Annotated in this window: 16 protein-coding genes and 1 pseudogene; 5 read left to right on the plus strand and 12 right to left on the minus strand. The window is 47.6% G+C overall.

The annotated features are described in order from the left end of the window. Positions 1-30: 30 nt before the first annotated feature. On the plus strand, positions 31-1,320 hold the full coding sequence (gene arsB / locus GFB57_RS08910; RefSeq protein WP_016538086.1) for an arsenite efflux transporter membrane subunit ArsB: 1,290 nt from the start codon (positions 31-33) through the stop codon (positions 1,318-1,320). A gap of 12 nt (positions 1,321-1,332) precedes the next feature. Then, a complete protein-coding gene (gene arsC / locus GFB57_RS08915) occupies positions 1,333-1,758 on the plus strand; it encodes a glutaredoxin-dependent arsenate reductase (protein ID WP_000065761.1) in 426 nt (141 codons plus the stop codon). A gap of 30 nt (positions 1,759-1,788) precedes the next feature. Here arsC and arsA read toward each other — a convergent pair whose 3' ends face one another. The 8 genes from arsA to GFB57_RS08955 form a co-directional block, all read right to left on the minus strand. Then, positions 1,789-3,546 (minus strand): arsenical pump-driving ATPase, encoded by a 1,758-nt coding sequence (gene arsA / locus GFB57_RS08920; RefSeq protein WP_001057013.1) that lies wholly within the window; start codon positions 3,544-3,546, stop codon positions 1,789-1,791. 20 nt (positions 3,547-3,566) lie between these two features. Next, the gene (locus GFB57_RS08925; RefSeq protein ID WP_000034287.1) at positions 3,567-3,929 is read right to left on the minus strand and encodes an arsenic metallochaperone ArsD family protein; all 363 of its coding nucleotides are present in this window, start codon (positions 3,927-3,929) and stop codon (positions 3,567-3,569) included. A gap of 75 nt (positions 3,930-4,004) precedes the next feature. Next, a complete protein-coding gene (locus GFB57_RS08930; RefSeq protein ID WP_001286343.1) occupies positions 4,005-4,550 on the minus strand; it encodes a sigma-70 family RNA polymerase sigma factor in 546 nt (181 codons plus the stop codon). 8 nt (positions 4,551-4,558) lie between these two features. After that, positions 4,559-5,272 carry an arsenical resistance protein ArsH gene (arsH, locus tag GFB57_RS08935; RefSeq protein ID WP_000145398.1) on the minus strand — a complete coding sequence of 238 codons (714 nt, stop codon included), beginning with the start codon at positions 5,270-5,272 and terminating at the stop codon, positions 4,559-4,561. Position 5,273: 1 nt separating this feature from the next. After that, entirely contained in the window at positions 5,274-5,597 is a 324-nt protein-coding gene (locus GFB57_RS08940) for a metalloregulator ArsR/SmtB family transcription factor (protein ID WP_000423544.1), read from the minus strand. A 185-nt stretch (positions 5,598-5,782) separates the two neighbouring features. After that, positions 5,783-6,358 carry a hypothetical protein gene (locus tag GFB57_RS08945; protein ID WP_000665320.1) on the minus strand — a complete coding sequence of 192 codons (576 nt, stop codon included), beginning with the start codon at positions 6,356-6,358 and terminating at the stop codon, positions 5,783-5,785. A 102-nt stretch (positions 6,359-6,460) separates the two neighbouring features. Then, positions 6,461-6,667 carry an AlpA family phage regulatory protein gene (locus GFB57_RS08950; RefSeq protein ID WP_000985661.1) on the minus strand — a complete coding sequence of 69 codons (207 nt, stop codon included), beginning with the start codon at positions 6,665-6,667 and terminating at the stop codon, positions 6,461-6,463. Between the two features lie 103 nt (positions 6,668-6,770). Next, positions 6,771-7,352 carry an inovirus-type Gp2 protein gene (locus GFB57_RS08955; protein WP_000347296.1) on the minus strand — a complete coding sequence of 194 codons (582 nt, stop codon included), beginning with the start codon at positions 7,350-7,352 and terminating at the stop codon, positions 6,771-6,773. A 378-nt stretch (positions 7,353-7,730) separates the two neighbouring features. On the opposite strand from GFB57_RS08955, the gene GFB57_RS08960 reads away from it, so the two are divergent. Further along, on the plus strand, positions 7,731-8,528 hold the full coding sequence (locus GFB57_RS08960; RefSeq protein ID WP_000003883.1) for a hypothetical protein: 798 nt from the start codon (positions 7,731-7,733) through the stop codon (positions 8,526-8,528). A gap of 232 nt (positions 8,529-8,760) precedes the next feature. Here the strand turns inward: GFB57_RS08960 and GFB57_RS08965 are convergent. Both GFB57_RS08965 and GFB57_RS08970 read right to left on the minus strand, forming a co-directional pair. Beyond that, positions 8,761-9,003 (minus strand): annotated as a pseudogene (locus tag GFB57_RS08965) (cytochrome b/b6 domain-containing protein); the annotation flags it as partial. Further along, positions 8,975-9,127, minus strand: coding sequence for a hypothetical protein (locus GFB57_RS08970; RefSeq protein ID WP_156123960.1), 153 nt, complete (start codon positions 9,125-9,127; stop codon positions 8,975-8,977). The gene GFB57_RS08970 and the pseudogene GFB57_RS08965, both read right to left, overlap by 29 nt. A gap of 514 nt (positions 9,128-9,641) precedes the next feature. Here GFB57_RS08970 and GFB57_RS08975 point away from each other — a divergent pair. Together GFB57_RS08975 and GFB57_RS08980 are read left to right on the plus strand one after the other, a co-directional pair. Then, positions 9,642-10,214: a cytochrome b/b6 domain-containing protein gene (locus GFB57_RS08975; protein WP_001515348.1), complete on the plus strand. Its 573-nt coding sequence runs from the start codon at positions 9,642-9,644 to the stop codon at positions 10,212-10,214. 199 nt (positions 10,215-10,413) lie between these two features. Then, the gene (locus tag GFB57_RS08980) at positions 10,414-11,337 is read left to right on the plus strand and encodes a cation diffusion facilitator family transporter (protein WP_000167917.1); all 924 of its coding nucleotides are present in this window, start codon (positions 10,414-10,416) and stop codon (positions 11,335-11,337) included. Positions 11,338-11,509: 172 nt separating this feature from the next. Here GFB57_RS08980 and GFB57_RS08985 read toward each other — a convergent pair whose 3' ends face one another. Continuing rightward, entirely contained in the window at positions 11,510-12,112 is a 603-nt protein-coding gene (locus GFB57_RS08985) for a site-specific integrase (protein WP_016538085.1), read from the minus strand. Between the two features lie 172 nt (positions 12,113-12,284). After that, entirely contained in the window at positions 12,285-13,475 is a 1,191-nt protein-coding gene (locus GFB57_RS08990; RefSeq protein WP_096755808.1) for a hypothetical protein, read from the minus strand. Positions 13,476-13,537: the final 62 nt, after the last annotated feature.

The following is a 13,537-nucleotide window of genomic DNA, read 5'->3' on the forward strand; positions in this document are numbered from 1 at the left end:
GGCGGTAGAACCGCCCTGTCAGGAGGATGTATGTTACTGGCAGGCGCTATTTTTGTCCTGACCATTGTTTTGGTTATCTGGCAACCGAAGGGATTAGGGATCGGCTGGAGTGCAATGCTAGGCGCAGGACTGGCTTTGATATCTGGCGTTGTGCATGTAAGCGATATTCCGGTGGTGTGGAATATCGTCTGGAACGCGACAGCGACCTTTATTGCGGTGATTATCATCAGCCTGCTGCTCGATGAATCCGGCTTTTTCGAATGGGCGGCATTGCATGTTTCACGCTGGGGTAACGGTCGTGGCCGTTTGCTCTTTACGTATATCGTCCTGCTAGGTGCAGCGGTGGCGGCATTGTTTGCCAACGATGGTGCGGCATTGATTCTTACTCCAATTGTCATCGCCATGCTGCTTGCATTAGGTTTCAGTAAAGGTACTACGCTGGCATTTGTCATGGCCGCCGGGTTTATTGCCGATACGGCCAGTCTGCCGCTTATCGTGTCCAACCTGGTTAACATCGTTTCTGCAGACTTCTTTGGGCTGGGCTTCACTGAGTATGCGTCGGTAATGGTGCCGGTGGATATTGCCGCTATTATCGCCACGCTGGTGATGCTGCATCTGTTCTTCCGCAAAGATATTCCGCCGACTTACGACCTGGCTCTCCTGAAAGCACCTGCAAAAGCTATTAAAGATCTGGCAACCTTCAGAACCGGATGGATAGTGTTGATCCTTCTTCTGGTTGGCTTTTTTGTCCTTGAGCCGGTGGGTATCCCGGTCAGCGCGATTGCTGCTGTAGGAGCTGTCATTCTGTTTGCGGTGGCGAAACGAGGCCATGCCATTAACACTGGCAAAGTGCTTCGCGGTGCGCCATGGCAGATTGTCATCTTCTCATTGGGGATGTACCTGGTGGTCTACGGTCTGCGCAACGCTGGGCTAACCGAATACCTTTCAGGTGTGCTGAACGTACTGGCGGATAAAGGACTCTGGGTTGCGACGCTTGGTACTGGCTTCCTGACGGCTTTCCTGTCTTCCATCATGAACAACATGCCTACCGTGCTGGTTGGCGCTCTCTCTATTGATGGCAGCACTGCAACAGGCGTTATCAAAGAAGCGATGATCTACGCCAACGTGATTGGCTGCGATCTGGGCCCGAAAATTACACCTATTGGTAGCCTGGCAACGCTGCTCTGGCTGCATGTCCTTTCACAGAAGAATATGACCATCACCTGGGGATACTATTTCCGCACCGGGATCGTCATGACTCTGCCTGTGCTGTTTGTAACGCTGGCAGCGCTGGCGCTACGTCTCTCTTTCACTTTGTAATGAGATACTGATATGAGCAACATCACTATTTATCACAACCCGGCCTGCGGCACGTCGCGTAACACGCTGGAGATGATCCGCAACAGCGGTAATGAGCCGACTGTTATTCTTTACCTTGAGACCCCACCTTCACGCGATGAGCTGGTCAAACTCATTGCAGATATGGGCATTTCCGTCCGGGCTTTGCTGCGTAAGAACGTCGAACCGTATGAGGAACTGGGTCTTGCAGATGATAAATTTACTGACGACCAGCTAATCGATTTTATGTTGCAACATCCGATCCTGATTAACCGTCCGATTGTAGTGACGCCACTGGGAACTAAACTTTGCCGTCCTTCTGAAGTCGTTCTGGATATCCTGCCAGAATCTCAGAAAGGGGCTTTCACCAAAGAAGATGGTGAAAAAGTCGTTAATGATGCAGGTAAAAGACTGAAATAAAAATGAAGGGGGCATTTGCCCCCTTCATGGTTACTTAGCCATTTCTTTCAGTAGGTCAATACCTACCGGCTCTTCGCTCTGTAACGCAGTTAATGCAATACGCTTTGCATACTGCTCTTCCACATCAGAGATGAGAGGCAACTCGCGGTTCGCCCTGGTCTTCAGGAAAGGTGAAGACGGTTCAGCTGCCGCCAGGCTGTTATTCACAACCCATGCCCATGGCTCGATGCCAGCGCGACGTAAATCCTGCTGTAGGTTCGCCGCTTCAAGTACCGGTGTCGTTTCGGCAAGCGTCACGATAATAACCTTTGTCTTCTCCGGGTCCTGCAATTGCATCATTGGCGTCATCACATGGTCATGTGTTTGCCCCATCTGACGCACCATTTCCCGGTGATAGGCTCCTGTTGCATCCAGTAGCAGAAGTGTGTGACCTGTTGGCGCGGTGTCCATAATAACAAAATGATCGTCTGCCTCTTTGATGATCCGCGAGAATGCCTGAAACACGGCGATCTCTTCAGTACATGGCGAGCGGAGATCTTCCTCCAGCACTGCTAGTCCCTCAGCGTCTAATCCTTTGCCCTGATTTTCCAGCACAAAGCGGCGATAGCGCTCTGTCTCCACCTTCGGATCGATACGGCTGACCTGAAGGTTTGGCAGCGAGCCATCCAGCGTATAAGACAGATGTGCTGCCGGATCGGACGTCGTCAGATGGACTTTATGACCGCGTTTTGCCAGCGATACCGCGATCGAAGCTGCAACAGTCGTTTTGCCCACGCCACCTTTACCCATTGCCATTACCAGACCTTTACCTGTCAGGCTGAGTTCATCTACCAGTGAGGCAAGTTTCGGTAAATCCAAAGTATTCAGCGTGGTAGCAGGGAGCGGCAGCGAGGCTTTGTTCTCCGTAAATAACTGACGCAGCGCTTCCAGACCGACCAGATTAAATGGCTTCAGATACAGCTGCGAGCGGGGAAGGTTCGCCAGGTTCTCTGGCATTGCCTGTAATGCTTTTTCTTCTCGAGCCAGAATACTTTGCGCCAGTGGATCATTTTCACCCGCAAACGGCGGCAGCACGCCATTAATGGCAAGGTGTTGATGCTGCAAACCGATAGCAGAAAGCTCATCGTGCGTATGAGAGACTTCTTTCAGTGTTGAAGCTTGGGCTCGGGCAACCAGAACCAAGCGCGTGAGAGCTGCATCAGACAGCGCCTTAACCGCGTCTGAGTACTGGTGCTGTTGTTTCTCCAGCCCCACCAGCGGCCCGAGGTTAGCGGCGGCATCAGGGTTCGCTTCGAGATAACCGCTCCAGGCCCCCGGCAACTCAAGCATACGGATGGTATGACCGGTTGGCGCAGTATCAAATACGATATGGTCATACTTTTCCCGCAACTCATGGTTGGTAAGAAGACCAGTAAACTCATCAAATGCCGCGATTTCCGTAGTGCATGAACCGGAGAGCTGTTCTTCAATGCTGCTGACCACATCGGCTGGCATCAGCCCGCGAACCGGGTCGAGTACTCGGTCACGATATGCCTGTGCTGCAGCCATCGGATCAACTTCCATCGCGGCAAGATTTTCTACGGTACTGATATCTGTGATTCGGTGGCCGATAGTCTGGCTAAAGACTTGGCCGACATTGGAAGCCGGATCGGTACTCACCAGAAGCGTTCTCTTACCCTGATCGGCCAGCCATACCGCAGTAGCACAGGCCAGGGATGTTTTACCCACGCCACCTTTGCCAGTGAAGAAGATGAACGGGGGAATGTCTTTTAAAAATGGCATATTCATCAGTGATTGCTCCTCTGGAATTAAGGCATACGTGGAATGCTGCAGCAGCGTGGTTGCGTGCTGTCTTCACTCCAGTCCTGACTAAGCGGAATACCTGCCCAACGGGCGATATCTTCACGAGTCGGGAGTTTGCCTGCCATCACGAGTTTGCCGTCGAGCAAGGTGACAGGGAGAGACTCCATCCCTGATGTGTTCAGAAACTCTTTAATGACCGGCGAATTCAGGAACTGCTGCGGGTTCTTCGCAAGGCTGTAGCGCTGTATATCAACGTCATTCTTTTTCGCCCATTCGGCGCTGGCGTTCCATTTGACGGCTTCGTCACTGACTACAACGCTGCTGGTTGCACAGCAGCCTGCTGCTTCAAAGATCTCAATTTTTGACATGGACTGTTTACCTCAGTGTTTAGTCATTTGGCTTTACACTGAGGTAAACGAAGGTGGTGGGGAAAAGATGCGCGATTAATTCATTTTTTTGTGGCAGCAGACGGAAGACGTGTCATCCGCCTCAATCTGACAAAGTTCTGTCATCGTCTCTTTCAGGTGTTTTCTGGCCCGAAGTAGTCGGGATTTAAACGCCGTAAGCGTGATTCCCAGTTCATCGGCCAGGGACTGCTGGGGACGCCGGTTAAGGTCGGATTCTTCAATCAACCACCGCTCATCTTCAGGTAATGCCTGCAATGTTTCAGGCAGGCAAATATCCAGCGTTGAGATTGCATCAGGGGATGCATCAGTGAATGGGGCATCATCTTCCAGCTCAACGAATTCCCTGGTGGTGCGGTACTCATCAATCAGCAGATTCCTCGCCGCCCGATACAGCCAGGCTCGCGGATTCTCCATTTCGCAGAAACTGTCTGAATGAGCGCGGGCACGCAGGAATAGCTCTTGCAGAAGGTCTGCTGCTTTTTCGCTATCACCTGTCTTAGATGTCAGAAAGCGAGAGAGTTCGGCTTCATGTTGCCGCCAGAACACGCTCATGCAGTTGTTGAATGCCGTTACATCACTCATACCAGCCCTCAAATTTTGCTCTGATTAACCCGCCGTGAAAGTTCTTCTGCAGACTCTTTTCGTTCGCTGTAGCGATCAACGAGATAGGCTGAGTTACCTCGGGTCAGCAGAGTAAATTTCACCAGTTCTTCCATCACATCCACGATCCGGTCGTAATAAGACGACGGTTTCATTCGTCCATCTTCATCAAATTCCTGCCAGGCTTTTGCCACAGAGGACTGATTCGGGATGGTGATCATCCGCATCCAGCGGCCAAGAATGCGCATCTGGTTTACGGCATTGAAAGACTGAGAGCCACCGCAGACCTGCATAACGGCCAGAGTCTTACCCTGCGAAGGGCGAACAGCGCCTTCTGATAACGGTATCCAATCAATCTGGGCTTTCATGATGCCGGTCATCGCACCATGGCGTTCAGGGGAACACCACACCATCCCTTCGGACCAACGAACCAGCTCGCGCAGTTCCATGACTTTAGGATGCGAGTCAGGCGCATCATCAGGAAGAGGCAAGCCAGAAGGATTGAAGATCCGCACTTCTGCGCCCATGGCGGTCAGTAACCTTGCCGCTTCTTCCGTTGCCAGTCGGCTGTAGGAACGTTCGCGCACAGAGCCGTACAACATGAGGATACGTGGAGGATGGGGAACGGCAGGAACACCGAATCTTGCCTCTGTGATTGAGGTGTCGAACAAACCCGAATCAACATTCTTAAGATCACCTGTCATTTTACTTCTCCGTCTTCTGGGGCAGGGGGAGGCAGTCGTTAGTCCCTGAGCAGCATTCTTCTGTCAGGAAGGCAATCAGAGCCTCAAGGTTTTCATATCGAGCGTGGCAAAAAAGCGTTCTGCCCTGACGTTCCTGGCGTACCAAAGAAACTGATATCAACGAGGAAAGATGATGGCTCAACGTAGACGCTGGGATTTCGAGCCGCTTCTGCAGTTCGCCAACCGGTAGCCCTTCATGCCCGGCTTTAACCAGCTCTCTGTATACGCTTAGGCGCGTAGGATGACCCAGCTCTTTCAGGGTTTCTGCTGCTTTCGAAAGCTCCATTTATATCTCATTTCTATATTTCCGGAATTATAGAATAATATCGTATCTTCCAATAAATACCAATAGTGAATGGGCCTTGCCCCTGAACATTTTGGATAAAGGGGGAGCATCATTGAGAAAAAGTGGGGAGTAGCTCTGCTCTTTTTCCCAGGAGTAAAACGGTTAGGCACAGATCGGAACTGATATTAGTGGCCGGTAAATAGCAGATATTCATCCATCATTTGCGTGAGGGATATGTTTTCCTCCTGCCGTCCAACCAGCCACAAGCCTAGATCTTCAGGTGCCTTACGTTTCAGGTTATCCAACCAGTCTTCCAGCGTCGCACCCATCATCAAATCGTACCAACATAGCCAGACCAGTTTGTGGCGATGCTCCGGTGAACTGAATTGGTGTAACAGGCTAATCAGCCTATTTGCCAGTGGGCGTTGTTTGAGGCGGATACATTCACTCAGTAATATCCCTTCCAACATTGGGTGGTGCAGTAAAGTTTTTTGCCTTGTCTCAAGGCTGATTTGCATATCAGTCAATACCGACACTGGCTCTGGATGCTGACTTCCGTAAATCAGTCGGTAAAGGCACTGTGGTACCACTGCAGTCATCTGCCCTGCGCCGGGAAAGTACAGACTGCCCACCATCAGATGGTGGCTGGCCTGAATATTGGGATGACACATGCCATTTATGATGGCCAGTTTTGTGAACCCGTTTAGCCAACGTTGATAGCTGACCAGCAAACTGTTATATCGCGTCTTTGTCTCTTTCATGGTGGATTATCCCTGGATACTAAATGACAGGCAGCCGCAAACCTCCGCTATGAGAGGATAAAGAGTTTGCCTGTCAGGAAAGTGATATGTAAGGAGAGGTATTTAGCTGCGTGATTCGTGGATTCTCGCCTGTAGCCAGGCTTCCACTTCACTCTGTAGCCATCGTGAACTTCGCCCCAGTTTGATGGGTTTTGGAAATATGCCATCTTTGATGAGTCGGTAAATCCACTTATCACTGACCCCCAGCAGGCGGGTGATGAAAGTCATATCAACGAACTGATCTTCAAGCAGGGAAGGTTTAATTGCCATGGTGAGATTCTCCGGTAGCTAAGTAAGTACCGGAGTCGTGTGATGAATCACTGTACCCTTCTCCGGCATAACAACCGGAACTGACGTAAAAAAGTGCGTCGTTTTATCGAAGCCCTCGCGGTCTGCCCAGTCCACTCGCGGGTGGTACCTCGTTGGCCCCGTAGTAAGTCTGCCCGTATTTTGATTTCTCCTTGGCGAGATAGCTGATGATGTAGCGCAGGTTGTCGATGGCTGCAGCATCATCGTAATTGACGGGGCGGGTGATATCGGCTTCGTAGCACTTCTTGGGATCACAGCGATTGTGGTACCCCTCACCCTGTGTAATCTTCTGCCAGGCAGCCCCCGCCTGTTCAGCCACCGGAAAGGTGGCCTGGTTATGGTGACCATCAAGATACATCACGATATGGGCATGGCATTTGTGTCGGGAAGTACACTCCAGTACCCAGAAGTGGCCCACGATGTTGCTCTCTAACATCAGATGTTCTGTTAACTGGCGTACCTCCCTTTCTGTCTCGTACCATCCGTGATGGTTATAACGCCATGTGTCATTCTGATAGAACACATCGAGTCTGAGGGGCTGAAGGCGGGAGTAACGTTCCAGTAGCTGATCAAGATGGTGGTTCAGTAACGACAACAGGAACCAGTTCATTGTGTATTTGCGATTCCAGGGCCAGGGAAAGTCCATGATTTAATCCTCTGTAGTGTGTGTACAAAGGAAGGTGGTGATATGTAATTTTTATGCAGGAAAGTCACAGTATTTCTGTTTACTGAGCAGTACTGTGGGGACAGAAGATATACAGACGGGGTAAGCGGATCACTGGGGAAGGGGATATGAAGAGGAAGTTCTTAAAACATGAAGACCTTAATTATACTAAAAACCCAAATGTTCGCTCCTGGTATCCAGGCTGTCCTGACAGCATCATATTCAGTATTTTTACGTGAGAGCATGTTACTATGAATTGATAACTAAAGAGAAAGAGCAATAGAATAAACTTGTTGATAATAAAGGTGTTTAAGGTTAATTGTTATGCACTTTTTCTAAAATGCTTAATAGGTGATTGGCATGTCAGAACGAATCACTTTCAATGTAACCAATTCTGAGACTCTGCGTGTTGTGGATGAATACAGCAAAAAACAGAAGATCTCACGATCGCAGGTTATTTCCACATTGCTGGATGCCACCGTTCCGGTACTGAAAGATATTAATCGCTATTATCAGCTTGCGGACGAACTTAAGGCCCGGCTACTGTCTGGTGTCTACCAGCAGGATTTGCCTCGCCGAAGAAATGTTGTAGCTGCTGAAAAGTATTGTATGGAGATCTGGGAGAGTAAGCTTCAGGTTGGAAAAGGGTACGACTTTGACAGCGTCAATGGCAAGGTGCATGTTCGCGAACATAAGCGACACCTCCGTCGGGATAATGCAGTTGGCAGGGTCGAAAATCGACATATCAAAGAGTTCTGTCAGTCGCTCCTGGAAAGATCAGAACAGGATGCCCGCTATGCCTGTTTTATCTATACCGAAAGGATTATTTTTGCTGATGTTGAAACCTCTGGACACTCTTCATCCCCAATAAAACTGGCAGCAGGTGATGCTGTAATTTTGCTGGCAAAAGATGTGGTTTTTAACGAGTTTTTCTTTGATATAGGTAAGGCGCTTTTTATTAATGTGGTTGATCTTATGTCATACGGTACAAGTGGTATCCCGGAGACGACAGGAGACCCACGTGTTCATTGCTGGGTGCCAATTCTGTTTAGTGGGAAAAATGCCGTGATAGTACCTGTGTACCTGATTGACCCTGCTACGGCCCCGACGTTAAGAAAACCAGACAACATCACAGTGGTTTACCAGGACAAAAAGTAACGTTGATTCTTGTTCCTGCCATGCCATGCGTTTTCATCTATCCCGTGGCAACCTCAGACTCATCTAGGTTGAATTACCTTGTGCAGGTGAAAGTCAGCAATGTGATAAAGAATATACAGTACTGAGCTGCAGGCATTCTGTCTGACATGAACCAGGGCTACAGGGGATATAACGAAGCGTTGAGGGCAGCAATATTGCTGCCGGGAAGACGCTCCCCCGGCAGAAACACAAATTAAATCGGCTTGTTGTGATCAGGAAGCATTCTACATAGTGTGTTGTCCTTCTGGACATAGTGATGAAGCAACGCCGCTGCCGCATGGAAAGCAATGAAGAAATATCCGGCATTACCCAGTGTTTCGTGAATATTTTTCAGTACTGACTTCACCAAAGGGTCGGGCGTAGCAAAAGGAGAAATAGTGAGCCCCAGAAAAATCCAGCTCTTACCGTTAATAGCCATCAGAGCGACCTCCAGTAATTTTCTCCGAAATGAATGCTGCATAGCCATGATCTTCTGTCGGATTATCGCGCTTCAGCGGCCAGTCGATATCGTCATCCTGCCGGGCGATATAACCATCAAGTGCCCCGTATTCAGGTTGCATAGACCCGTTGAACTCACAGCACGAAGCGGTTAGAACTAACTGAGCTGAAGGTCCGTTGTGAGCGAGAAGCGGACATTGCAGACTGCCCAGTAGAAAAAGTGCTATCAGAATTATCTAAAGGAAGATCGTATTTACCATGTCTCATTCTAACTGTTTAATAAATTACAAAAATTAAAATTTCCATTTAATATCATCGCGTTAAGCAAGAGAATTAAACCTCTCATTTAATTTATGATTCTTATTTAATTCATGAGTTGGTGTAAAAATAGGTTGCCGCACTATAGAAAGACACATATTTAAACCCAGCAGGAAATCATATTTGAAAGTAATGTGTTTAAGGGGCTGCGTAACAAGAACAGCAAGTAAACACATAGTAATAACAGTTACCATTCCCATTTCGCAAGTGGCCATATCAGAGGTGAACTAATGCCTGCTGCAATTTTAAGAATTAAGGTTATCCTAATAATTCTTTTGTATGATTAAGATCATCGATAAATTTACTAAGGACTCATTAATGAAATTGCGACTCTGGAATCTATTACCCCATGATTACGCTCCTTTTTTTCGTATTCTTCACATCATTGTGGCATTTCTAATATTATCACAAATTATTAACTCTAATCTGACAGAGACCGAAGCAATTGGTGAACATAGTCTTGAAGGAGTTATAACCTGGATGCACATTATTTCAGGGTTAGGACTGATTATTTGTGGTTTTATTATGTTAAGTTGGATGCTTACTCAAAGAGGTTTTACTTATTATTTTTCATGGGTAGGGCTTGACTTTAGTGGTATTAAGCAAGATATAAAAACGTTGACTAGTTTCCGACTGCCCGATGCACATTCGGGAGGTATTGCCAGTACAATCCAAGGATTTGGAGTTCTAGCATTGCTAATTGTAGCACTTTCAGGTGGCCTATGGTTCTTGTTGAATACCATGCAGTCAAATCTGGCTGAAACAGTAATCCACTGGCATAAGTTCTTTACTACTTTCATTGAGGTCTATTTTTATGCACATGGTGCAATGGGAGTTTTGCATATTTTAATTGAAAAATATAAAAGCCGCTCAGTTAACCTAAGTGACTAATCTGTTGTGAGATAATATTACTTCAAGTTGAAGAAAACCCTAAAAATAAAATTTAGTTTACTAGAAGATGAAACAGCACTTGCAGAGACTTTTTAATTAAATTTAATAAAAACGAAAAAATATTCATGGCGAAATGATTGTTTAATTATCTATCATGGATAGAAATGTGAGTTAGTCGTCCTATTTTAGGAAGTTAATAATGACTAAAACAAAAGGGTTACCTCGTCCGCTGACGCACTACGCTTGGCTTTCCATTGCCACGGCTATTGCCACTATCGGACTCAAAGGTGTGGCGTGGAAAATGACCGGTTCGGTCGGTCTGCTATCTGATGCCATCGAATCCGTAGTTAACCTCGCAGGAGCCCTAATGGCGCTCTGGATGCTGACCTTGGCTGCGCTTCCGGCCGATGAGAACCATGCATATGGGCACGGCAAAGCCGAATATTTCTCGAGTGCTTTCGAAGGATTTCTGATCCTATTGGCGGCAGCCAGTATCGCCTATACCGCAGTTGAGCGGATGTTAACTCCACAGCCGCTTGAGGAGATTGGTCTCGGATTACTGGTTTCAACAGTCGCATCAATCCTTAATTTTGTGACGGCTCGCATTTTGTTAAGGGCTGGCAGGCAGCACAACTCTATCACTCTTGAGGCAGATGCTCATCACCTGCTGACCGATGTCTGGACGTCGGTCGGTGTCATTTTTGGTGTCGGACTGGTTTATCTGACCGGCTGGTTTTGGGTCGATCCGATCGTTGCATTGCTGGTCGCAGCCAACATCGTTTGGACTGGTTATCAGCTTATGAGTCGTTCAGCTGCAGGTCTGATGGACGTATCGCTACCCACGGAAGAACTCAAAAAAATCGAGTCACTGCTGGCAGGATATCGTGAACAGGGGCTTGATTTCCATGCACTACGTACACGCCAGGCTGGCGGGCGGGCGTTTATGACAATGCACATCCTAGTTCCTGGGCGATGGACTGTTCAATATGGGCACGACTGGGCCGAGCGTATAGAGAATGATATCCGCACCGCACTGCCTTTTATCCATATCACCACTCATGTGGAACCGTTGGAAGATCCCGCGTCAATGAACGACCAAACGCTCGACATTTCTGATCACTAAACTAACCACATGTCGCTGGTCGGGCAGGGTAACAAACCTCGCTCTACAAAAATTTCAGGTATTCTCTATAATTCTGAGGGTACTTGATGTGACCTGCGCCCAATTGTTGGGCACGCAATATTTTTAAAAAGTCCGCTTCTGGCACAGGGCTGCTGTTGCAGCCCTGATAACCTTAGACTTCAATCGATTCAGAAATCTCTAACGCATCATCGACTTCAATGCCCAGATAACGGACTGTGCTTTCCAGTTTCTTATGACCCAACAGAAGTTGGATCACCCGGAGATTCTTGGTTTTCTTGTAGATCAGGTAAGGTTTTGTTCTTCTCATGGAATGTGTGCTGTAAAGCGTCTCTTCGAGACCAAGCTTTGCTACCCACCCATGAAAGATTCGGTTGTATTGCCGGGTTGAAATATGCTGGTTAGTTCCGATCCGAGACCGAAACAAGAAGTCTTTACTGTGCAAATTGCCAAGCTTTATCAATGCAGCAACAGCTTCTCTTGTCCCTTTGGTTATCTCAAATTGCACAGGGCTACCGGTTTTCTGTTGCAATACCGTTGCTCTGCTCGAAACAGAGCTACCATATGCAACATCAGATACTTTGAGTTTGACCAGATCACAGCCTCGAAGCTTACTGTCCAGTGCCATATTGAACAGAGCTAAATCGCGCGTTTTACCTTCCAGTTCAAGTCGGATTCGGATACCCCAGATATGAGATATCTGAAGTGGCCTTTTTTGGCCTATGATACGGTCTTTGTTCCACGGTGACGTGTTCATACTCAAATCTCCTGCAATGTGGGAGATTTGAGTATGGTTGTCCCTTATGAGCGAGGAACGGACTATTTTGCAATATTAATGAGTTTGGCAAAGGTTGTGCTTGAACTACTGTAATAAGCGGCGAGGTTATCTCGCGCACTTATGTGTGTCGGGAATAGATATCGATCTTCTCTCATTTCTGGGAATTAAAAGGTGTTTCATCCGGCCCGTGAGTCATGACCAGTAACAGTGGAACATGACTGCTTGGTAAATTGCTTGGTGAGTCTTGTAATCTGTTTACAGGGGGAACATCAGCCGCGTCTCTCCCTCGTATATATGATCCTAATTCTATGTGTTTCAGGATCTCGTTTGTTAATACGAAGTTCGTCAACTCTGTATGCCCAGCAGCTGCCACAACAAATTCATACATCTCTTCCAATGAGGCATGAAAGAGCATGGGTACCCCCGAGAGATAATTCAGGTTTTGACCGCGGAGGCGCGAATCGACGACTCCTTGACTCGCGAGCTTATAGACATAATCGCTCTTGTCGGAAAAGGCAAAGGACAGCATTTGATTGATAAAAAGAGACCAGTGGTCAGATGTCGGTGAAACCACCCCGGGCTGAAAAGATCTTCCTTTTTTCCCAAGAAGAAAATCACAAAACGTGTTACTGAAATCTGTTTTGCAATCGACTCCTTTTTTAGCGGGACTCGGTACTGGCGGGCAAATCCCCGAGGACCAAGTTGATGCGTTGGGATAGTTCTTTTTCACGAATCTGAAGTCAGGGCCATTACTGATGGTTGCTGTCCACTGACAAGGATTGGTAAATGGGGTGCAGTAGGCATGTCCCTTAAAAATCGTCAAATATTCCGCCCCTTCTGTTGCTGATTGTGCGTTAACACTCGGATTTTGAAAATTCCAGGATGGAGTAACTTTATCTGGCTGCCGATCCAAGCGCGTTTCCCCTGTAAACTCTGGCCATGATTGATAAAGTTCAAACTGTATTTCTTCGGTACCATTTGCTAAAGACCCGGTACGTGAAGTTCTCGTTTTCTTCGCCTGAAAAAGAATAGCGCGACCACTGGCTGGCTTTAATGGAGATGAGAAGTGCTGATGAACAATCATCAAGTCGCCGATTTCAACAGACTTTGTTTTACCTTTTATTAAAACCTTAGGTGTCTGATGAGTAAATATTCCCCGTACGAGAACCTTAGTTGACGGTGATACGTATTTTCGAAGTATGTCCCTGAGTCCTAGATACGTCTCGTTGCTCAGAAATGCACTCACTAGAGCTGGTTCATCGGGGGGGTTAGGGGCAGAGATCCGCCATGCATTCCCGTGACACATATTGAGGTAAATACGAATTTCATCTTCTAATGTCATTTGTTTTTTTCTCTGTGTAAGTTTTAAATTACTTCCCCAACATCTAGCCCAAGAGCCTGCAC

Origin of the sequence: Citrobacter sp. S39 (assembly GCF_009495675.1) — a bacterium.
GTDB classification, from domain to species: domain Bacteria; phylum Pseudomonadota; class Gammaproteobacteria; order Enterobacterales; family Enterobacteriaceae; genus Citrobacter; species Citrobacter freundii.